Below are 22,994 nucleotides of genomic sequence, written 5' to 3'. Positions count from 1 at the left end.
TCCAGCACACACCTGATATAATATCATGCCATGTACAATCGGTACAAGAAAAATGAGGTGAATATATGAATTACGGTGGACGAGGCATTATTGACAAGAAGAAGCTTCTAAACTCATCTGCCACTAAGCTTGAAACTAAGCTTGGGGTATTTTGTGTAAAGATTCTTCTTATATTTGCTATCGCTATTGTTGTTGGTGGTTCATGTCTAGTCTTTGGTGCATTTCAGGGTATTATCGAAAGTGCCCCTGATATATCTACTATTGATGTATCCCCTAATGGGTATGCTACTAAAGTCTATGATTGTAACGGTGAAGAGATTCAAACTTTAGCCTCTTCAGGCGCCAACAGAACTTATGTAACCCTTGATCAGATACCAGTTGAACTTCAAGAAGCCTTTGTTGCTATTGAAGATGAACGTTTTTATGAACACAACGGTATTGATGTAAAAGGTATTATACGAGCTGCTGCTATTGCTGTAACTAACGGAGGTCTATCGCAGGGTGCCTCAACAATTACACAGCAGTTGCTAAAGAACAATGTATTTAATGCATACAACGAAACTACAATCGAGAAGATAAAGCGTAAAATACAGGAACAATATCTAGCAGTTAAACTAGAAACGGTAATGTCTAAGGACGACATTTTAGAGAATTATCTAAATACTATTAACTTAGGTAATGGATATTATGGAGTTCAAGCAGCCGCAGAAGGCTATTTTAATAAAGATGTTTCCGAATTAACGCTAAGTGAATGTGCAGTAATTGCATCAATCACTAAGAATCCACAGGGATTAAACCCAATCAACTATCCGGATAAGAACAGATCTCGTCAGATACAGGTTCTATCTAATATGTTAGAACAGGGCTATATAACACAGGCTCAATATGACGATGCTGTTGCAGACGATGTTTATGCAAGACTTGAGGGTCTTACAATTACAACATCAAGCTCAACTTATTCTTATTTTGTTGATGAGGTTATTGAACAGCTCACAGATGATTTAATGGAGCAGTATGGTTATACAGAAACTCAGGCTTCTAACCTAATTTATGGTGGCGGCCTACAGATTTATACAACCCAAGACACTGATATGCAAGAGATTGCAGATGATATCATTAACGATACATCGAACTGGCCAAGTTCAACACAATTCTCAATTAACTTATCCTTCACAGTTAAGGAGACGGATGGCACATACCACTACTACTCACATAGTACGATGTATACTTGGTTTACTCAGACTAAGGGCGATTCTTCATTTTCATTAACACAGACAAGTGAGGATAAAGCCAATTCCTTAATTAAGGAATATGAAGAGGCTATGTTAGCAGATGGCGGTACACTTTCTTACGAATCAATTGATTTCGTAATTCAGCCACAGGTATCCTTCTCAATGATTGAACAGTCTACAGGATATGTTAAAGTCTTGGTTGGTGGTCGAGGTGATAAAACTGGTAACAGAACTCTTAACAGAGCAACAGATGATGTTACTAGACAGCCTGGTTCTTCAATTAAGCCATTAGTAGCTTACGGACCAGCCCTTGATACTGGTGCTATCACACTTGCAACAGCAATTGATGATGCTCCATACTACTACAGCGGTTCAGATTCAAAGCTTGTAACTAACTACGATAAGTCTTACAGAGGCTTAATGACAGTTAGAGAAGCTATTACTATTTCAGAAAACGTACCTGCAGTTAAAGTTCTTACACTTATAACTCCTCAGGTAGGTTATAATTATTTGGAACAATTTGGTATTTCAACACTTGTCTCACCATCCGAGGCAATTAATGGAAACCACGATGTGGTTCAGTCATTAGCTCTTGGTGGTATGACACGAGGTGTTTGTAATATCGATATGACAGCAGCCTATGCAGCTATTGCTAATGGCGGAGTCTACACAGAACCTATTTATTACACACAGGTTCTTGATAGTGAAGGAAATGTATTAATTGATAATACTACATCTAATACTCATAGAGTATTAAAAGAAACAACAGCATGGTTATTAACTTCAGCCCTTCGTTCAGTTGTAACAAACGGTACTGCAACAGCTGCTAACTTCTCAGGTCAGCCAGTTTGTGGTAAAACAGGTACAACACAGAATGATACAGATAAGTGGTTCTGTGGTTACACACCATACTACGCTGCTTCAATTTGGGTTGGTTACGATGATAACTCAACAAAGGTTAACAATGTAAACCATACTAGAATTTGGGGCAAGATAATGTCAGCAATTAATGATTACACCGGTGATGCTGAGGGAAGTTACCAACAGCCAGATGGAATTGTTCAAGCAGAGGTTTGTAATAAGTCAGGTGATTTACCATCTGATCTTTGTTCACAGGATGAGAGAGGAAGCACTATTATTAGTGAGTACTTCTCAGAAGACAATGTTCCAACAGAGACATGTAGTACACATGTTAAGGTTACAATTTGTAACGACTCTGGTGCAGTTGCAGTAGCTGGTTGTACATCTACAACAACTAGAATCCTTACATTAAAGGAATCTGTAACAACACCACTTGGTGCATCAGATGACGCATCAAATTACACAACGGCAGATGCAGCATACTCTATAACAGCTGCTCAATTGACGGATTTCTGTACAATTCATTCAAATACAGCCACGACGACGGACTCAAATGGAACGTCGACGGGTACTAGTAGCTCAAGCACAAGTTCGTCAGGCACTAACACTCAACAAGAAACAAAAAGTTCTGAAGAAGAATCTTCTACAGAAGAAACAACTACTAAGAAATCTTCAAGTTCAAGTAGTTCAAACAGCTCAAACAAGAGCAACAACAGCGCTAACAGTAGCAATAATTAATTAGAATTAAATCTCTAATATAAAGATAGACTGGTAAGCAATTTACTTACCAGTCTAATTTCTTTATTTTCTTAAAATATCAAGGGTATGACCACCTGCTCCAATTAAATCCTGTCTTTCACAGGTTGATAGATGGTATTTAATGAATTCCTCATACTCCTCTTCTGATAAAGCATTAAGGAATTGTCTAATATAATTTGCAGGGCCATCAGGAGAAATAATCTTCTCTCTTTTAAGTCCTAGTTCTTCATTTAATTCATTAATGTTCTCAATTCGCATATAGTCATATAAATCCTTAGTAGAAGAAATTGTCTTATAATCCTTATCAAATCTTCCCTCTTCTAGGCATTCCATTATATGCTTTTCCTTAAAGGCATAAGTTATAACGCTATATTCATTCATAATATAGGCAACCAAGATATATCCTCCTGGCTTTACAACTCTCTTAGCTTCGCTAAGAGCCTTTAACTTATCTTCCTTTGAAAATAAATGATACATTGGTCCAAATAGAAGTGCCATATCAAAGCTATTATCCTCAAAACGCTTTAACTTAAGAGCGTTACCTTGATATGCCTTTACATTTGCACCCTTAGCCTTTAAAAGACCTAGGTTATGCTTTACAAGTTCTACTGCTGTTAAGTCATAACCTTCATTGGCTAGGGGAACGCTATAAGCACCTGTCCCTGCTCCAATGTCTATAATCTTGATGTCACTTTTTGAAGTGACACCTTTTAAAATCTCATCTAAATAAACATGCACATATTTCATAGTTGTAACAAATTCAACATGACCATGTCTTGATAACAATCTCTTGTCTTCGTTAAATTTATTATAGTGCATTTCTATTTCTGTCATTGCCATTTAAAAACTCCAATTAATGTGATGACACATATTCACTTGCTTCTCTATAATATGTACTATTACTTGATGAGAAGTCATCAACAATTATCTGATAATACTTCTTAGCATTCTCTGTATCATTTAAAGCTACATAGCTAAGGGCCGCATAATATACATAATTTACATTAGTGCTATCACACTTATATGCCTTAACAAAATAATCTGCTGCTGTTTCGTATTCCCTACTCTGGTAGGCTGTTCTACCGCTTTGATAAAAACTAGAACCTGCACTAGAAAGTGTTGCACTAGCAATTGTATTATATAAAGTCTTAGCTTCTTCTGATGGAAGGGAGCTAACATCAATATCAATGATATGTTCAGCTGCTGCTGTTGTATCTCCTGAAATATAAGAGTTTGCACTAGCAACCAATGAAACTAATAATGCGTTAGAACCATCTGTACCAGTAACTCCACTAAGCTGTGTTTCAAGAGCTTCCTTTTGAGCGGTTACATCATCTAACTGTGTCTGAAGGGATGTAACCTCAATATTAGCTGATGAGAGCTGTTCAGAATAATCCGATAATGTCTTGTTGTAATCACTTGTTAAGCCCTTATTTCTTGCTGGCATAACAAGGAACCAAATTAGAGCTGCACCAATTACTACACCTGCTAAAATGTTAATAATTGTAATACCTCCATTACTTGGTTCTTTATATGTTGATCTTGGAATAATAACATCATTGCCGTTAAGAGGCTTATTCTCTACATTATTCTTCTTACGCTTTGGTAAGAAAGACTTAGAAACATCCTCTTTCTTTAATGCCTGCTTGCGCTTAATTTCAGCATCATATCTTAAGGCAATTGTGTTATTCTTATCCACCTTTAATACATAGTTAATGCACTTTTGTGCTCTCTGATCATCATCATTCTTAAGATAGAGAAGAGCAAGAAGCAACTGCGCCTTAAGTAATGAAGGATTAGAAAGTGTAATCTTCTTTAACTGAATAATTGCTAAATCAGTATTATCCTCTTTAGCATACTTTAAAGCCTGATTAAACTTCTTAATAGTACCTGTTACCATCTCAAATCTATTCTGATTTGACTGAATTCTTTTGATGTAGTCACTAGCCACATTGTCATCGATTGCAAAATTCTTAGAAATTACCCACTGTGTAAGGGCTTCAACAACTTCGCCCATTTCGCAGTAAACTAAACCCAAGAGGTTTCTTGCATTAGTATTATACTTGTTAATCATTAAAGCAATCTTTAATGTCTCAATTGCACCAGTTAAATCACGAACTTTAGCCTTCTCAAGTGCAAGATTATAATATTTATCTGAAGCCTGGCATGTCTTTTTGTAGATTCTTACATCTTCATTACACTTAGGACATGTATTATTAGCTGTGAGAAGACTTCCACATTTAAAACATCTCATAATAACTACTTGTCCTTTCTGTCGCCTGAAATGATATTCTTCATTAAATCTGTAATATCTGGTATATCGTTATTATAAATTGCATCTTCAGCATCCTCTACCTCTAAACTAGGCTGAAACTTCTGAATTTCTTCATCAAAATCTATCATCTATTTATCCTCCAATTCTTAATTAACACATTCTTTTATCTCTCCCACTAAATAAAGAGAACCCACTGCAAAAAGGAGTTCCTCTCCATCATAGGAATTTATAAACTCACCGGCATTATCTACTGACCTAATTTCCTTATTGGTATATTTTGAAAATGTATCAATAATAATTTCCTTAGAAACTTTCCTTAAGCCTCCAACTACTGTTATGTAATATTCATCAAAACAAGCTGATTCTACAAGTTCACGAATCATCTGGCTATAGTCCTTATCACTAACAACTGAAAAAAGCAACTTAGTCTTCTTATCACTTATCTTGATAATCTCCTTAACAGACTCAATAAATCTAGCAATACCCTCTGGATTATGTCCTCCATCAATGAAGACATTCTTCTTTACTAGTTCCATTCTGCCTGGCCATCTTGTATTCTTAATGCCTATTTTAAATGCTTCTCGATCAAAATTTATCACTTTCTCACGTGCTAAAACTGCAAGCGCTGTTAAACACAGTGAAGAATTCAAAACTTGATATATTCCATTAGACCCTATCGAAAAACAATCATTCTTATAATAATCATTATCAAGGAAAAAATCAATATTTGCCAAAGATATTTCCTTAATACGATACATCTCTTTATTCACACTGTAGATTTTAAAGAAATTATTGTTAGAATTTACTACATTAAATCTGTTTCGAATTACTTTTGTAACCACCGGATCATTTGAATTAAAGACTAGAGGCACATTTTCCTTAATAATTCCTGCTTTTTCTGTGGCAATCTTCTCAATTGTGTCTCCAAGAATGGCTGTATGCTCAAGACTTACTCCCGTAATTATTGAACAAATCGGACTTTTAACCGCATTAGTTGCATCAAGTTTTCCACCAAGACCTGTTTCTAATACTACAAAATCCACATTATTCCTTTTGTAATACACCATAGCCACCGCCATAAGTAAATCAAAGTAGGCATACTCCTCATCCTTTGCGGCAAGCATTACAGTGTTTAAGCAGGCCAAAAAGTCCTCATCAGAAATATCTATATTATTTATCTTAATACGCTCATTAATCTTAACTAAATGTGGAGAAGTAAAAAGTCCCACCTTATAATTTAGCTCCTTTAAACAGCTAGCTAGAAAGGCACAACAAGAACCCTTTCCATTAGTTCCAGCTACGTGAATTACATTTAAATAATTTTCTGGATTTTTAAGACTCTTAAGAAGTCTAGTCTCTCTTTCTACTCCAGTTTTACTAGCAAACTGTCCTAGCTCGTCTAAATATTTACACGCACTCTCATAATCCTTAAATTGCATTACAAGTCCTCTTTCTAAATCTTACAAGTTTTGTCCTTTAGCTTATGTCGAATTTCTTCAATCTGCGAAAGCTTAGGCTAGATAATATCCTTGCAAAGAAAATTTTCTATCTTTATAGTGGCATATTCCCTTATGGAAATATAAACCTTAATCTCCCTTTCTTCAAGAGATAAATCATAGTAATTATCCTCTTGCTCAATTTCAAGAAGCATCCTCTCAATTTCAAGCCTCTCCTCAAAGCTAAAGCGGATAATTAGATTTTGGAAAATGCTTGGGTCAAATTTAAGCTTATTAAAACGCTTACTCCACTTCCCCATAAGCTCATCCGCCCTAAGACTAAGCTCAGAAAAGCTCTTCTTTTTAAGGCCTGCTAGGGTCTCTTTTTCCAAATCAATATTCTTTTTATTTTCCTCTATCTGTTCCTTTGTCTGAAGCAATTTATTAGACTTCTTCTCAGCAATATCCGAGCTTCTATCCATTTTACGCTTTGTTTCATTCACCTTATTATAATAGACCTTTGTTTCTGGCTGAGGTCGCTTTTTTTCAAGATAGTCAGCCTTCTTTGCATCAAGCAGATCAAACTCTTCCTTGGCCTCATAAAAGCCCTCCATGACCTCTTTAATCTCCTCATCTAGCTTAAGAGCTGTGGTCTCAAGACTATCTCTTTTCTTTTCTAACTCATCTATCCTTTTTTGAACAGTAATCTCACCCTTTAGACTCTCTCTAAAAAGTCTGTCCTTTTCTTTTTCTTCCTCTAGGATCGTGTCACTAGCCCCTGATGGCAGCTTCTCATTACCATAGGAAAACTTCCTGCCAGAGCTCCTACTTAATTTGAAAATGAGTCTCGCTATCAAGATTCTAGAAACCCTTCCAAGTCCTCTAATAGTCTGGAAAACCACACTTAAATCCACATCTAGAAACTTAAAGGCATCCTCCCCAAGTAATTCTAAGCTAAGCTTTAGCTTCTCCACATCCTTTCTCTTTCTTAGAGCTAGGATAATTCCCTTAGCATTAAAGGCTGTGGGCATAATAGCCTCCTGAAGCTTTCGCTTATTTTCAAGGCTAAGTCTAGCAAGAGCCCTGTCTAATAGCTTAATAGTTTCTTTTAGGTCATCCTCAGATAGGTTTTGCAAATGCGAATAAAAGGAGTTAATTAAAAGCTTCTCGTAATTTGCAGCAATCTCATCAATCTTTGAGCCCACTGGCTTATAAAGATTTATATTGAAGCCGTAAGCCGCAATATCCACCAAGGCTTTTGTAAAAATCGGACTTTCGACATCCCCTTCATATTCCTTGCCATTAATCTCCTTGTAAGCCTGCAAAAGCTTTTTATACATGTCCTCCATAAGCTCTTTTCTAGATATCTTTGAAAGCTCCACATACCTATCCATGACCTCGTCAGAACTTGTCTTATATTTGTAATTTATCACCTGTTTACTTGTAAAGGTTTCTGAAAATGCATTTGCCACATCCGCAAGGCCAGACAAGATGCGATTTCCCGCCTCCTTTGCCACGCTAGACATATTTACCCCATCAAAAAGCGCTATCTGCATTCTTATTTCATTATCATCAAGTAAATTCATAAGCTTTACAATATTAGCCATAATTCTATCCTCTCAAAAGCTTTAAGCCAATCCCCTTTAGGCTCTAGTCAAACTGAAATGTATTAATAATCTCGTTTCCTACTTCCTTATAAGTTTCAAACTCCTCTTCTGCGCAAGCAAAGGTAACAATATAGACCTTCTTGTCCCCTTCATTATAGAAGTAAGTCTGCTGGCCCTTCACCACATAGCCATTAGTTGTGTAGCTATATATAAGAGAAGTTGTATAAACTCCGTTAATATCCTTATTCTCTCCATCCTCAACTGCATAGCCAGACTGCACAAGCTTAGTCTTTGCAGCATCTAAATACTTATCAGCATCCATTGAAGAATATGCTGATAAATCTTCAATGATAATATTAAGGTTTCTTGCAAAATCCCCAGTTATATTAGTGTCATAAATCATTAAATCTAGACTTTCATTACTTGTCTTTGCATCTGCCCAGTTACTTGGAGCAGAAATTGTGTAACCTGTTCCCTCGTAAAGGTTGCCTAGATTTACCACATTTCCTTCAGAATCCACTTCTGTCATTTCTGTACTCTTGTTTGTTGTACCCTTAGACTTTTTCTTACCTCCGCAGGCAGCCAATGAAAATACACTAATTGAAACTAAACCTAATAGTGCCATTTTCTTTAATCTAGTCTGTAAAGTCTTGCTTATCATATAAGCCCCTCCTTATTTATTATGCGGAAAATGTATCTCCACTTTGTATCCAAAAAATGCAGGAATTCATTCTATCCCACAAAATTGCTATCTTAAATAATTTTAATACAAAAAAGAACAAAAGAAAAGCGTATAAAAGCTATATCTGTAAAAAACAAACATCTCTTTTATACGCTTAACAATCGTATGAACTAATATTTATAAAAAACTAAACTCTATAATTTAAGACTTTCTAATCTATGATTAGCAAACACCCTGAGCGAGCATTGCTTCAACTACCTTCTTGAAACCAGCAATGTTAGCACCAGCTACGTAGTTGCCTTCCATGCCGTATTCTTTAGCAGCTTCATCGATATTGTGGTAGATACCAACCATGATCTTCTTAAGCTTAGAATCAACTTCTTCGAATGTCCAGCTAAGTCTTTCAGAGTTCTGGCTCATTTCAAGAGCTGAAGTAGCAACACCACCAGCATTAGCAGCCTTACCACCTACGAAGCAAACGCCGTTAGCCTGGAAGTATTCTGTAGCATCAATTGTTGTAGGCATGTTAGCACCTTCACAAACATACTTAACACCGTTAGCTACTAAAGCCTTAGCATCTTCAATGTCAAGTTCGTTCTGTGTAGCACATGGAAGTGCAACATCTACCTTATACTGCCATACACCGTGCTCACCGTTCTTCTTTTCGAAGTACTGAGCAGATGGCTTAGCTGCAGCATATTCTGTAAGACGAGCTCTCTTAACTTCCTTAACTTCCTTAAGAAGTTCAACATCGATACCTGACTCATCATAGATCCAACCTGTTGAATCTGAGCAAGTAACAACCTTAGCACCTAACTGCTGAGCCTTCTCGATAGCGTAGATCGCAACGTTACCTGAACCAGAAACAGCAACTGTCTTACCAGCGATGTTATCGCTATGGCACTTAATTAACTCTTCTGTTAAGTATAATAAGCCGTAACCTGTAGCCTGAGTTCTTGCAAGAGAACCACCGTATGTAAGACCCTTACCTGTAAGAACACCTTCGTAAAGGTTCTTGATTCTCTTATACTGACCAAACATGAAGCCGATTTCTCTAGCACCTGTTCCGATATCACCAGCAGGAACATCGATGTCAGCACCGATATACTTAGCAAGCTCTGTCATGAAGCTCTGGCAGAATGCCATAATTTCTCTATCTGATTTACCCTTAGGATCGAAATCAGAACCACCTTTACCACCACCGATAGGAAGTGTTGTAAGTGAGTTCTTGAAAATCTGCTCGAAACCTAAGAACTTAATAATACCTAAGTTTACTGATGGGTGAAGTCTAAGACCTCCCTTGTATGGTCCAATAGCGTTATTGAACTGTACTCTAAAACCTCTGTTAACCTGAACCTGACCATTGTCATCAACCCAAGGTACTCTAAACATGATCTGACGATCTGGCTCTGTGATTCTTTCAAGGATAGCGTTCTTTCTGTAAAGCTCCTCATTCTTCTCTACAACTGGTCTTAATGAATTAAGAACCTCTGTTACTGCCTGAATAAATTCTGGCTGGCTAGCATCTCTCTTTGATACTAAGTCTAAAACTTCATCTACATATCCCATAATTTCAAACTCCTTTAGATATTTTTATAGATGTAGGCTACGTCACATTCTTTAAGCTTCCTTCATTTCTTAAAAAATGTATCTAACACGTAGCGCTAGCATAGCTTTTATAGGTTTTAAAAGCTGTGTATAAAAGAATTAAAACTCTTTTATATCTCTACCTTGCATATTATAATTTACCAACTTAATTTTGACAAGTTGATTTAGGGTGCTACCTAAATAATTTTAGAAAATCCGAAAAATATTAATTTTAATTTGGTTGAACTATGCTTTTAGATGGTCTTTAGCTTAATTATATAAAGCGTTGTATGACAAATATTTAACGTTGTCTAACAAATGTGTCACATTTTCATAAACAAGCCTTTAGATTCTTAAATATGGCCCTATCTAAAACTAATAAAGAAAGCTCCAAGAAAAGAGTTAGTCACCTCTTTCCTTGGAGCCTTAAGCAAAAACTTTATGACAAAGCTTAATATATTAAGTTGTCTGCTCTCAGACTAAAGATTATTAATCTTACTCTGCTGTTGTTGATAAGCTCTCAACATACTCATCAACGTCAAATGTCTCACCATTCATAATCTTACTCATAAGCTGAATAGCTGTATTAACACTATCATCATCAAGGAATACAACTGACATTCCTGAAAGTCCATAAACCTGACCATTAGCTGGACCTGTTGTGCCAGATAAACTGTAGCTTTGAATATTCCAAGCTGTTGTATCCGATAACTGTTCCTTAACTAATTGAGTAATGAATGATGTTGGCATATCTGTAAGAATCATATCACTTACTGCATCAAGTACTGTTGCATAATTAGAAAGTATTGTTGCTGAAGTTGCCTTATTAATAATACCCTTAATAGCTGCAATTTGATTACGTGCTCTTTGGAAATCACCATCTCCGAAAGCCAATCTCTCTCTAACAAAAGCAAGTGTCTGCTCACCATTAAGTTCATTCTCACCCTCATTGAATGTAAAGTTCTCATACCAAGCATTATCACCATTAGTAAATGCAACCTCTGAATTAACTGTAATTCCACCGAGGGCATCTACAACACCGATACAACCTGAGAAATTAAGTCTTACATAATAATTAATATCAATTCCATAAAGGTTTTCCAATGCCTTAATTGTATTATCAACACCTGCATTACCAGCATGTGTTAATTTATCAAGTCCAGACTTACCACTATCTGTCTCAATAGTTATATAAGAATCTCTTGGCGTAGAAACAAGTAAAATCTGTCTTGTTTCAGGATTAACTACAGCCAAAATATTAACATCACTATGTCCATTATATTTAACTGTGCCATAATCATCATTACCTGTAACAAAGATAACAAATGGTTCACTTGCGCTTACCTTTTCCGCCTCTGCAACTGTAATTGATGTTACAACTTCAACTGTACCGACTACTTTAACATTAGTAGATAATGTATCATCAGCTTCTTCAAGCGAAGCTAACATTTCCTCAGAAACTAATACAGCCTGTACTTCTGAATTATCTAGAAGTTCATCAATAGTAGTATCCCAATTGTCATAAGTCTTTAGGGATGGATGAATACCATTCTCCTTCTCTAATTGATTAACAGCACTTTCATAAATATCAGAATCTGTTATATCAGAATAAGCATATGTATATTTAGCTGTGTCTGCAATTGACTCTGCCTCATCATCAGATAAAACAATTACATCCATAACATCAGTTCTTGATGATACTCCCGTAATCTTGGTAAGGGTGCTTACAACTTTTGCTGAGAAAATGTAACAATATAACATTACAAGGGAAAGTAGTACTGCTAATATCTTTCCCATAAATTTCGAATTAGTAAACTGCGACGTAAAATCATAAAGTAATACACATACAAGGAATGCTGTCAACGCCACCATATATTTTGTTGGTAATATATCTAATACAAATACATTCTTAAGCATTAATACTGTTAAAACTAACTGAACTAAAACTAATACAAGTCCTATAACAGTAGCCCAACCACGTCTCTTCCTTCTACGTTCTTTCTTTGACAACTCATCTTTATTGGCAAAAAGATATTTCATGTCATTTTTTGATCTTGTAAAGAATCCTGCCATAAATGGCCTCCTTTAATTTCTTTTTTATCCACAACTCTGCCATTTCGCGGTTAAACAGCACTTATAAATTTATCACATAATCATAAAAAAATAAAGTCTATCTCTTTATTTGTAGTCATCAATATGTGCAGCTACGTATTCATCCACGTCAAATACTTCGCCATTCATTGTCTTAGTCATTAAATCATTAGCCATGGCAATACTATAATCATCAAGATATACTACAGACATATTCTTAATATTATATACCTCTCCTGTTTCTCCCTTTCCATCTTCTGAAGGAACTCCTGTTACAGCATAGCTTTGAACATTCCAACCCTTACCGTCAGATAACTGTCCCTTAACCAAATCGGTAATAAAGGAAGTTGGCATATTTGTAAGTATCATATCACTTGCTGCATCTAATACCTCACCATATCTTGTAAGTATTGTCTTTGAAGTTGCCTTATTAATAATGCCCTTAATAGCGGCTTCCTGATTTTCTGCTCTCTGGAAATCACTACGAGCAAAAGCATGTCTTTCTCTAACAAAGGCAAGTGTCTGCTCACCATTTAGATGATTAATGCCTTCGTTATAATGAAAATGCTCAAACCAAGCATCATCACCATTAGTAAATTCTACACTTGAATCTACGTCAATACCTCCAAGAGCATCCACCACATCAATACAACCCGTAAAGTTAAGTCTTAAATAATAATCAATATGTAATCCTTCATAGATATTCTCTAAGGCTATAATTGAATTATCAAGACCCGCATTACTAGCATGTGTCAATTTATCAAGACCTGATCTTCCATCATCTGTTGTAATAGTTACAAAAGAATCTCTAGGTGTTGTCACAAGCAAAACTTGCTTTGTATCAGGATTTATAACCGCTATGATATTAACATCACTACGTCCTGTATATTCTGCTCTACCAAATGCATCATCTCCCGAGAGATAAACTACAAACGGATCATCGGCATCTACTTTCTTAGACTTCTCTAATTCGATTTCTGATACCACTTCCACACGACCTAAGATTTTTATTTCTGAAGAAAAATTCACATAATTTTCTTGTAAGGAAATCAAACTATCCTCTGAGATTAAAGCTACCTGAATGTCATTATTTTTCTCTAATGAACTAACTACAGTATCCCAATCACTGTAAATCTTAGTTTCAGGAGTAATCTTATCTTCCTCTTCTAATTTTCCCATCGCTGATTCATAAATATCAGCATCTATCATATTGCAATATCCGTAAGTATAATTTGCTGTATCTGCAATAGACTCCGCTTTGTCATCTGCAAGTACAACCACATCAAAGACGTCTGTACGAGTTGTAACTCCGGATATCTTCGATAAAGTATCTACAACTTTTGCTGAGAAAATGTAACTATATAGCATCAAGCCTGAAAGGGCAATCGCTAATATTTTTCCCATTAACTTACTTTTGCTAAACTGTGTAATAAAGTCAAACAAAAGCACAAACACCAAGAATAGTGTTATAGCAAGCATATACCTTAAAGGTAAAATGTCTAGCGTTATAGCATTCTTTAATACAAGCACTGTTAGTACGAACTGAATCAAAACTAAAATCAAGCCTATAACAGTTCCCCATGCTCTCCTTTTTCTTCGTCGTTCCTTTTTTGTTAAGCCATCTTTTTTTGCAAAAAGATATCGCATATCATTTTTCGTATTTGTAAATATTCCTGCCATGATGGTCTCCTTATTAGTTTATTTCCATAACGTTGCCATTTAGCAGTTAAATAGCATTTCTATAATTTACCACAAAATGCAATAAAAATTAAGATTCTAACGTCATTTTTTATATTTTTGTTATTTCTCGTAACAGCATATTATGTTTATATTTACTGCTAGTTTTTGCTGCTTACTCTTCTCCGGCATCTGAATATCTACCGTAGTATTTTCCATAATATTTTCCATAGTACTTATTATCGTTTACATCAACCTTATTAAGCACAGCCCCTAGAATAGTTGTATTAGTCTTTTTAAGCTGCTCTATGGCTTTTTGCGCGTATTTATAGCCCACCATATTAGAACCTACAACAACCACAGTTCCATCGCACTCCTGAGCTACAATAGCACTATCAATTACGCTACCAATAGGTGGTGTATCAATTATTATATAATCGTAAAGGTCTCTTAAAACCTTAAGCAGTGTCTTAAAGACCTTATTGCCTAAAAGCTCTGTAGGATTTGGTGGAACCGGACCTGAAAAGACCACATTTAAATTGTCCACATTAGTTCCATACATCACATCCTCAAACTTATTAATTCCTGATAGAAAATGTGTCAAACCCTTTACAGACTTATTAATCTTATATCTACCTACAAGGACAGATTTTCTTAAGTCTGCATCAATAAAGATTACCTTTTTACCAGCCTCTGCTAAGGAAACAGCTAAGTTAAAGGAAACAGTAGATTTTCCCTCGCCTGGTGTAGTGCTAGTAAACATAATCGTCTTAATATCAGAACCACACAACTGAATATTAGTACGTAGATTTTTATAAGATTCATTTGCCCTGTAGTCTAACTTAATCAAACGCTCAATATTTATAGTCTGCATATCTACTTCCCTCTTTTCTTTGACTTTTTCTTAGATAACTTACTTCTTCCATCATCCATTTCCTTACAAAGAGGAATCATCGAAAGTGTACTAATTCCAAGGTATTTCTCCACATCATCACTAGTCTTAATTGTGTCATCAAAAAGTGACTTAACAATAATTACTCCCGAAGAAAAAATTATTCCTAGCAAAACACCAATGATTGTATTTCTCTTAATGCCTGTAGACTCAGGAATTGTAGCTATATTGCCCTCTTCAATAATCTCTACATCTTCAATATGCATAATCTCGCAGATTTGTGTTGCTGAAAATTGAGCAATAGAGTCGGCAATTTCCTTAGCCCTATAAGGATCTGGATTCTTTACAGAAATTTGCAAAACTCTTGAATCTGAAATTGTAGTAACAGAAATCATATCTGAGAGTTCAGAAGTAGTCATATCAAGGCTTAAATCCTCAATAACATACTCAAGAACCGGTCTTGACTGTACAAGGATAATATAATCCTTTGTAAGCTGTGTTGAAGTTTGCAAATCTGTTAAAGTGGTTGTGGAATCATCAGCTCTATTAAGAACATAAAGTTGAGTAGTTGAATTATAAACTGGAGTTATAAAAAACTTCGATGCTAGGAAAGTCGCCGCACCAAATAAGGCTCCTGTAAAGATAATTAAAATTATTTTGTCCCAAAGAATAGAGAAAAGGCGACCAAGGTCTATTTCTCTTTCACCTGCTTTATTATTATCCATTTAAAACCCCTCTAATCAATAAATTCATCCCTAATAATTCTATCAGGATTATCTTTTGAAATCTTTTTAGCATAGTCATAGCCATATTTATTAGACACCCATTGCACCACATCACCCATAATTGGGCATCTTCTACCTGCGGTATGAGCATCGGTAGCTATAACATCTACTAATTTTCTCTTAAGCAAATGTTTCGCAAGCCTTTTTGCATCAGCGCCCTCTTCTCCAACTAGGGCATCTGCGTTAATCTGTAAGATTGCACCTTTTCTCTTTAGCTCTTCTGCTAAATCCTCATTAAGCATAATACTTGGATATCTCTCGATATGAGCAAGTATTGGAATTAGTCCTTCGTTTAAAATGTTTACCACTCCGTTTCTAATTGTCTGTCTGCTATCCCTATAGTCAAACTCAACTAAAACATACCTAGAGTGATTTATTGTCATGCCCCTAGCCTTAATAGACTTAGGAATATCCTGGCTATATAGAACTTCTCTACCAGCATATAGCTTAAAGTCATCATAAAGCTGTTTGGCAATTTTTTCAATTTCTCCAACTCTTCTTTCTATCTCTGCCTGTGGCAATCTACATTTTATCGGATGATAATGAGGCGTACAAACTAGTGTCTTTATGCCATCTTCATGGGCAAGCTCTAGCATTTGCACAGTAGTCTTAATATCTGCTGCCCCATCATCTGTCTCCGGTAAAACGTGGATATGTAAATCCGTCATCGAATAATCAATTCTCTTTTTTAATAATAACATCCCTCTTATCCCCTCTTTAACTGTCTTTACTCTTAGTAATCTAAGGGTTTAATTAAAGCAAATACTCCTCAATAATTGCTGCAACACCACAATCCTCGTTGGATGGTGCAATTACATCGGCATATTTCTTTACTTCGTCATAGCCATTCTCCATAACCACTGATAAAGCTGCTACCTTTAGCATTGGAATATCATTCATGCCATCTCCACAAGCAATTAGCTCATCAGTTGTAAGGCCAATCTTTTCAAGTAATATTTTAAGAGATTCGTCCTTTGCTACATTTGCAGGAACCACTTCTAGGAAGTAATCCTCTGAGAAGAAGGCATCTACCTTACCTTCGTACTTAGCAAGAATTGCATCTCTAACTGGTAAAAGTTTTTTATGTTCACCTACTACTAAAAACTTAGAAACCTCGTAATCCACGTAATCAATAAGGCTATCTACCTTCTTAACTGTTGTGTAATTACATTTCGCCTCACGAACTACATAAATGTCGTCATCACTTTCGCAAACCACAGTTGTGTCCTCATAGGTAAGTGCCCAAACTCCATTGTCTCTGGCAAATCTGCACACATCCTCCATACAATCTCTTGGAAGTATGCGCTTATGAAGGCATTCTCCTGTCTTGCAGTCAATAATCTGACCACCATTATAGGCAAGTATATAACCGCCTCTCTCCTTTAGTTCTAAGGCGTCGGCTATTGGCGTAATACCAAATAAGGGTCTTCCTGATGCTAGGATAACACTTACTCCTTTCTCAATAGCCTTAAAAATTGCCTCCTTATTTCTCTCTGGCAATTCCTTATTATTATCTGTTAATGTCCCATCTAAATCTAGGGCAAGTGCTTTATATTTCATAACTAAATCCTAACTGGAGAAAAACTCCTATTTTCTTAAATTTATCATATAATTTCATTATTTACAATATGATTTACATTTTTGCTTCTAGTAAATCCTGACCTCGCATTGTAATAAGAGGTGCTCCTTTGTTCTCGATATAGTCCTTTGTAATAGTTACAGTTCCAATATTACTGTCCTTAGGAATCTCAAACATAATATCAAGCATGAACTCTTCTATGATAGAACGAAGAGCTCTAGCACCGGTTTCTTTCTTAATGGCCTTCTTAGCAATAGCTTCTAGGGCATCATCAGAAAACTTAAGCTCTACCTCATCAAGGGCAAGGAGCTTTTGATACTGAGCAAGAATAGCATTCTTTGGCTCTTTTAAAATCTTAATATAAGCTTCTTCATTTAGCTTTTGTAAGCTATACACAATTGGCAATCTACCAAGGAATTCTGGAATCATACCGTATTCTCTTAAGTCCTCTGTAGTTACCTTAGATAAAATGTTAGTATCCTCGTCATACTTATCCTTTAAATCAGCGTTAAAGCCGATTGAAGCTGACTTTGTAAGACGGTTCTTAATAATCTCTTCTAGATCTGGGAAGGCTCCGCCACAGATGAATAAAATGTTACTTGTATCCATAGTTACAAGTGGCACCATAGCGTTCTTACTAGTTGCACCTACTGGTACCTCTACCTCGCTACCTTCAAGAAGCTTTAGTAAGCCCTGCTGAACTGACTCACCAGATACATCTCTACTTCTTACTTCCTTCTTCTTTGCAATCTTATCTATCTCATCAATAAAGACAATACCCTTCTCTGCCTTCTCTACATCATTATCTGCTGCCATTAAAAGCTTTGATAATACAGATTCAATATCATCTCCAATATATCCCGCCTCTGTAAGAGATGTGGCATCTGTAATAGCTAGTGGCACCTGAAGGATTCTTGCAAGTGTCTTTACTAAATATGTCTTACCTGAACCAGTTGGTCCAATCATAAGCATGTTAGACTTCTCAATCTCAATTTCTTTTTGAGTATCTGTTGCAACCCTCTTATAGTGATTATAAACAGCTACAGACATAACCTTCTTTGCATAGTCCTGACCAATAACATAGTCATCAAGCTTAGCCTTGATTTCATGAGGAGCAGGCAAATGTGCTAAATCAATTTCAGGGAAGTCCTTCTTCTTTTCTTCCTTCTTCTTAACCTTACCCTTCTTTGTCTGATTCTCATTATTAGTTGTAAACATATTCATACCAAAACCATTTAAATAGTCATTAGGTAATGGATAGTTATTTAACTGGTCAAAAGTTCTTTGCATGCAGTCATCACAAACTGTAATGTTATTAGGTAAATCAATCATTCTACCCTTAACCTGAGACTCTGATCTTCTACAGATAACGCAGAACTTCTCATAGCCTCTTTTATTAGTATCATTAGAATTATTATCATCCTTAGTTTCAGAATTATCACTAGTAGATGTATCTACTTCTTTATAATCATCATTACTCATGAATTAACCTCCAATATCACGTAAATCTAAACTTATTCCTTTGATATTATATCATAGCGTTAATTTTAAACCCATAAAATAAGCATAAAAAAATCTTTGGAGATTATTATCTCCAAAGATTTTTTATAAATATATCAATTGTACTTCAATTAGTTCTTAGAACCTAAAGTTACATCTACTGTCTTTAATACGTATGATGAACCTTCTAGGTGATAATATTCAATGGTTACTGTCTCACCTGCACTATAATATTGCAGCAAGCTTTGTAGTCCGGACATACTTGATATTGTATTATCATCAAAGCCTACAATAATATCATAGCTTTCAAGACCAGCCTTTTCAGCTGCTGAATCTGACTGAACCGTTCTAATGAGAACGCCTGTAGGATAACCATATACTGATGCATAGTAGTCTGTAATATCTACACCTGCAATACCAAGATATGCTGCTTCATCTTCTGATACCTTAGTACGTGTTTCCTTATTCATAAGTGAGTTAATTAAGTCAACTACATTTGAAATAGGAATTGCATAGGCCATACCCTCTACACCATCACTACTTGTCTTAGCAAAGTTAATAGCAATAACCTTACCGTCTGAATTAATTAAAGCACCACCTGAGTTACCTGAATTAATTGCTGCATTTGTCATAATAAGGCCAGTAAATTCTGTGTTATCTACTGTGATTGATCTATCAAGTGCTGAGATAATACCTGTTGTTACTGACTGTCCTTCACCAAGGGCATTACCAATAGCTACTACCTGCTGTCCAACCTTAATCTCTGAAGTATAATCTAACTCAGCGATGGCAATGGCACTAATTGTGTCACTTGAAAGATCTGAAATGTTAATTGCAACTACTGCAATATCCTGGTCTGATTTTGAACCCTTAACTGTTGCAGAAGCTGATGTACCATCAACAAATACTGCAGTTAAGTTATCAATGTCATCTACTACATGGGCATTAGTTACAACAAGGATTTCGCTATCATTTTGACCAATAATAATACCTGTACCTGCACTAGTTGCCTCATAAGACTGTGTTCCAATTCCAAAGCTTGATGAACTTGTTACTGTTGTTGTTCCATTAAGCTCAACCATTGCTGGTAAAAGAGCTTCTGAAATAGATTCTGTATCAATTGTTGTTGATCCAGATGAAAGGTCCGTATCTGAATCTGATGAAACTGATGATACAGTTGAAACTGTTGCTATTGAAGCTTTCTCTGTGGAAGATGAGCTTGTATCTGAAATGTACTTATTAGCGTAGTAGTTAACGCTATACATAACAGATCCTGCAATACCGCCAAAAAGAATAGCTATCATTACAAAGCAGGCAGCCTTCTTTAAAAACTTTCCCGTAAACTTAATAGGCTTTCTTGGCTTCTTTGGCTTCTCAACCTTTATATTTGACTGGTTGTATGTGTTAAAGCCCTGCGTACTTTGTCCTGTAGCTGAGTTAAAACCATAGGCTGTGTTATTATTATAAGTTCCTGTTCCATAGTTTTGATTATATGTGTTAGTTGTATCAGCTCCAAAATTATTTGTTGTGTTTGTGTAACCTGTGTTAGCACTTGTCTCTGATGTATTAGCAGTTGTGTTCTGTCCTGCATTGTCAGATTGATTAATGTCGCTAGCACTCATACGATACTGTGAATCGTCATTGTTGTACATTTTTATCAGCTCCTTATCTTCTTTGTTCTTAGAATGAATTGGGTCTTCCTCTATCCAATCTCTTTAGCAACATTTCCACTTTTTAAGTTAAAAAAGACACATCGTTGCTATGCTTTAAATATAGCAACGAAATGTGTCTTAATTGTGTTTCTATTATTAAGATTATGTGTTCAATCTTATTCCTAATTAAGCCTCAACAATGTCCATAACAGCCTTTGTAAGCTCCTCTAACTTAGCGTTAGCATCATCAAGTGATGTACCCTTAACGCCCATGTAGAACTTAATCTTTGGCTCTGTACCAGAAGGTCTTGCACAGCACCAAGCATCATCTGTTAAGTCGAAGTAAAGAACGTTAGAGCTTGGAAGACCTGTCTTAGACTTAGCACCTGTTGCAATATCTGTCTTCTCATCGATCTTATAATCTCTAAATTCCTTAACATCCCAAGCACCAAACTTCTTAGGAGGGTTGCTTCTTAAGCTATTCATTAATTCCTGAATCTTCTCAGCACCTGTAGCACCCTTCATAGTAATAGCCTTCTGGCCTTCCTTGAAGTAACCGTACTTGTTAAAGATGTTCATCATCTGATCCCAAAGAGTGATACCCTTTGACTTATAGTAAGCTGCTGCTTCAGCAAGTGACATAACAGCAACGATAGCGTCCTTATCTCTAGCATGTGTACCAACAAGGCAACCATATGACTCTTCGAAACCGAATTCATAAAAGTGGCTGTTGTTGTTCTGCTCAAAGAACTTAATCTGTTCACCAATGAACTTAAATCCTGTTAATACTTCAATAAGCTCTAAGTTATATTCCTTAGCAACAGGAGCAGCCATATTAGTTGAAACAATTGTTGTAACTAATGCGCCATTGTCATGAAGCATTCCCTTTTCCTTACGAACTGAAAGTAAGTATTCAGCAATAATCATAGCTGACATATTACCTGTAAATGCCATATATTCGCCAGTCTTTGTATCCTTAGCGTAAATACCAAGTCTATCAGCATCTGGATCTGTTGCAAGGATGATATCAGCATCAACTTCCTTAGCAAGCTTTAATGCATATGTGAAAGCCTTAGGATCTTCTGGGTTTGGATATTCAAGTGTTGTGAAGTTAGGATCTGGATCCTTCTGCTCTTCTACAACATAAACATGCTTAAATCCTAAGTCCTTTAAGATTCTTCTTACTGGAATAGAACCTGTACCATTAAATGGTGAGTAAACAATCTTAATATCATCAGCTACGCTCTTAATGATGTCACCGTTGATGCACTGTGTCTTAAGTGCTGCATAGTACTTCTCATCAATATCGTAACCAATTGTATTGTAAAGGCCAAGTGCTTCAGCTTCATCCTTAGGCATTGTCTTTACTGTTGACCAATCATTGATAGCATTAACTTCTTCAATGATCTGCTTATCCTTAGGTGCTGTAATCTGAGCACCGTCTTCCCAGTATACCTTGTAACCATTGTATTCTGGTGGGTTATGAGAAGCTGTTACCATTACACCTGCTGTACAACCAAGTTCTCTTACTGCAAATGAAAGCATTGGTGTAGGACGAAGTGATGGATAAATATATGCCTTAATGCCATTAGCTGCAAGGCAAAGAGCTGTAGCTTCTGCAAATTCTCTAGACATTCTTCTGTTATCATGAGAAATAGCAACGCCCTTGTCCTGTGTTCCTTCCTTTAAAATGAAATTAGCAAGTCCTTGGGTAGCCTTACTAACAACGTAAATGTTCATTCTGTTAGTACCAATACCAATTACTCCTCGAAGACCACCTGTACCAAACTCTAAGTCTCTATAGAATCTGTCTTCGATTTCTTTCTCGTCTCCTTCAATAGCCTTTAATTCGGCCTTTGCTTCGTCACTAAAATAGTCATTAGTGAGCCATTCCTTATAAGTCTCTAAATAACTCATTAACTTATACCTCTTTCTTTTTTTATATTTATTTCCCTCTTACCCTGCCTAGCAGGGAACAATATAATAAGACACCCAAGTCGTCTTTTATATCGTTAACCTCAACTAAAAAAGGGTATAACCATTTTCAGCCAAGGCTCTGACTCAAAAACGATTATACCCCATTATTAAATTTTTATCAATTCTCATTCATTGATTTCACGAAAGCATTTGTAACATTTTCCAATGCTTCCTCTTCATCCTCACCCTCAGCTCTAAGTTTTATAACGTCACCGCTATTAACTCCTGATGCAAGAACAGATATGATGCTTTTAGCATTTGCTCTTCTTTTATACTCTCCATATTCAAATGTGATATGTGATTCATACTTCATTGCTTCATCGCTCATTGCTCCTGCTGGGCGTAGATGAATCCCTAACTTACTCGTTATCACAATATCCTTCTCAACCATCATTCCCTCCA

The 22,994-nt window shown here is 36.0% G+C and carries 18 protein-coding genes; 1 reads left to right on the top strand and 17 read right to left on the bottom strand.

From position 1 onward, the window contains the following. Window positions 1-65: 65 nt before the first annotated feature. The gene (locus G600_RS0100835; protein ID WP_027430236.1) at window positions 66-2,831 is read left to right on the top strand and encodes a transglycosylase domain-containing protein; all 2,766 of its coding nucleotides are present in this window, start codon (window positions 66-68) and stop codon (window positions 2,829-2,831) included. A 63-nt stretch (window positions 2,832-2,894) separates the two neighbouring features. On the opposite strand, the gene G600_RS0100830 is transcribed toward G600_RS0100835, so the two are convergent. The 17 genes from G600_RS0100830 to G600_RS0100750 all read right to left on the bottom strand — a co-directional run bounded on the left by G600_RS0100830 (window position 2,895) and on the right by G600_RS0100750 (window position 22,983). Next, complete coding sequence (locus G600_RS0100830) at window positions 2,895-3,686, bottom strand: class I SAM-dependent methyltransferase (RefSeq protein ID WP_027430235.1); 792 nt, start codon at window positions 3,684-3,686, stop codon at window positions 2,895-2,897. A 19-nt stretch (window positions 3,687-3,705) separates the two neighbouring features. Then, window positions 3,706-5,106 (bottom strand): tetratricopeptide repeat protein, encoded by a 1,401-nt coding sequence (locus G600_RS0100825; protein ID WP_027430234.1) that lies wholly within the window; start codon window positions 5,104-5,106, stop codon window positions 3,706-3,708. A 5-nt stretch (window positions 5,107-5,111) separates the two neighbouring features. Continuing rightward, the gene (locus G600_RS15875) at window positions 5,112-5,255 is read right to left on the bottom strand and encodes a hypothetical protein (protein WP_169449133.1); all 144 of its coding nucleotides are present in this window, start codon (window positions 5,253-5,255) and stop codon (window positions 5,112-5,114) included. An 18-nt stretch (window positions 5,256-5,273) separates the two neighbouring features. Continuing rightward, window positions 5,274-6,566, bottom strand: coding sequence for a bifunctional folylpolyglutamate synthase/dihydrofolate synthase (locus G600_RS0100815; RefSeq protein ID WP_027430233.1), 1,293 nt, complete (start codon window positions 6,564-6,566; stop codon window positions 5,274-5,276). A gap of 77 nt (window positions 6,567-6,643) precedes the next feature. Then, window positions 6,644-8,170 carry a hypothetical protein gene (locus G600_RS0100810; protein WP_027430232.1) on the bottom strand — a complete coding sequence of 509 codons (1,527 nt, stop codon included), beginning with the start codon at window positions 8,168-8,170 and terminating at the stop codon, window positions 6,644-6,646. 43 nt (window positions 8,171-8,213) lie between these two features. Further along, window positions 8,214-8,831, bottom strand: a complete 618-nt coding sequence (locus G600_RS0100805; protein ID WP_027430231.1) for a hypothetical protein — start codon at window positions 8,829-8,831, stop codon at window positions 8,214-8,216. 243 nt (window positions 8,832-9,074) lie between these two features. After that, window positions 9,075-10,421 carry an NADP-specific glutamate dehydrogenase gene (gene gdhA / locus G600_RS0100800; protein ID WP_027430230.1) on the bottom strand — a complete coding sequence of 449 codons (1,347 nt, stop codon included), beginning with the start codon at window positions 10,419-10,421 and terminating at the stop codon, window positions 9,075-9,077. Window positions 10,422-10,934: 513 nt separating this feature from the next. Then, on the bottom strand, window positions 10,935-12,512 hold the full coding sequence (locus tag G600_RS0100795) for an LCP family protein (protein WP_027430229.1): 1,578 nt from the start codon (window positions 12,510-12,512) through the stop codon (window positions 10,935-10,937). Between the two features lie 105 nt (window positions 12,513-12,617). After that, a complete protein-coding gene (locus tag G600_RS0100790) occupies window positions 12,618-14,210 on the bottom strand; it encodes an LCP family protein (protein ID WP_027430228.1) in 1,593 nt (530 codons plus the stop codon). A 172-nt stretch (window positions 14,211-14,382) separates the two neighbouring features. Next, window positions 14,383-15,081, bottom strand: coding sequence for a polysaccharide biosynthesis tyrosine autokinase (locus G600_RS0100785; protein ID WP_027430227.1), 699 nt, complete (start codon window positions 15,079-15,081; stop codon window positions 14,383-14,385). A gap of 2 nt (window positions 15,082-15,083) precedes the next feature. Then, window positions 15,084-15,824, bottom strand: a complete 741-nt coding sequence (locus G600_RS0100780) for a YveK family protein (protein WP_027430226.1) — start codon at window positions 15,822-15,824, stop codon at window positions 15,084-15,086. 11 nt (window positions 15,825-15,835) lie between these two features. After that, window positions 15,836-16,585 carry a CpsB/CapC family capsule biosynthesis tyrosine phosphatase gene (locus G600_RS0100775; RefSeq protein ID WP_027430225.1) on the bottom strand — a complete coding sequence of 250 codons (750 nt, stop codon included), beginning with the start codon at window positions 16,583-16,585 and terminating at the stop codon, window positions 15,836-15,838. A gap of 52 nt (window positions 16,586-16,637) precedes the next feature. Next, a complete protein-coding gene (locus G600_RS0100770; RefSeq protein ID WP_027430224.1) occupies window positions 16,638-17,444 on the bottom strand; it encodes a Cof-type HAD-IIB family hydrolase in 807 nt (268 codons plus the stop codon). 73 nt (window positions 17,445-17,517) lie between these two features. Next, window positions 17,518-18,945 (bottom strand): ATP-dependent Clp protease ATP-binding subunit ClpX, encoded by a 1,428-nt coding sequence (gene clpX / locus G600_RS0100765; protein ID WP_027430223.1) that lies wholly within the window; start codon window positions 18,943-18,945, stop codon window positions 17,518-17,520. A gap of 149 nt (window positions 18,946-19,094) precedes the next feature. Continuing rightward, complete coding sequence (locus G600_RS0100760) at window positions 19,095-20,615, bottom strand: S1C family serine protease (RefSeq protein WP_034245072.1); 1,521 nt, start codon at window positions 20,613-20,615, stop codon at window positions 19,095-19,097. 186 nt (window positions 20,616-20,801) lie between these two features. Next, window positions 20,802-22,532: a phospho-sugar mutase gene (locus G600_RS0100755; RefSeq protein WP_027430221.1), complete on the bottom strand. Its 1,731-nt coding sequence runs from the start codon at window positions 22,530-22,532 to the stop codon at window positions 20,802-20,804. Window positions 22,533-22,710: 178 nt separating this feature from the next. After that, window positions 22,711-22,983 (bottom strand): HPr family phosphocarrier protein, encoded by a 273-nt coding sequence (locus G600_RS0100750; protein ID WP_027430220.1) that lies wholly within the window; start codon window positions 22,981-22,983, stop codon window positions 22,711-22,713. Window positions 22,984-22,994 lie beyond the last annotated feature (11 nt).

The sequence above is a fragment of the Lachnospira multipara ATCC 19207 genome (assembly GCF_000424105.1).
In the GTDB taxonomy this organism is placed as follows: domain Bacteria; phylum Bacillota; class Clostridia; order Lachnospirales; family Lachnospiraceae; genus Lachnospira; species Lachnospira multipara.
Note: the sequence above shows the minus strand (reverse complement) of the source record. Positions and strands in the feature narration are given on the sequence as shown.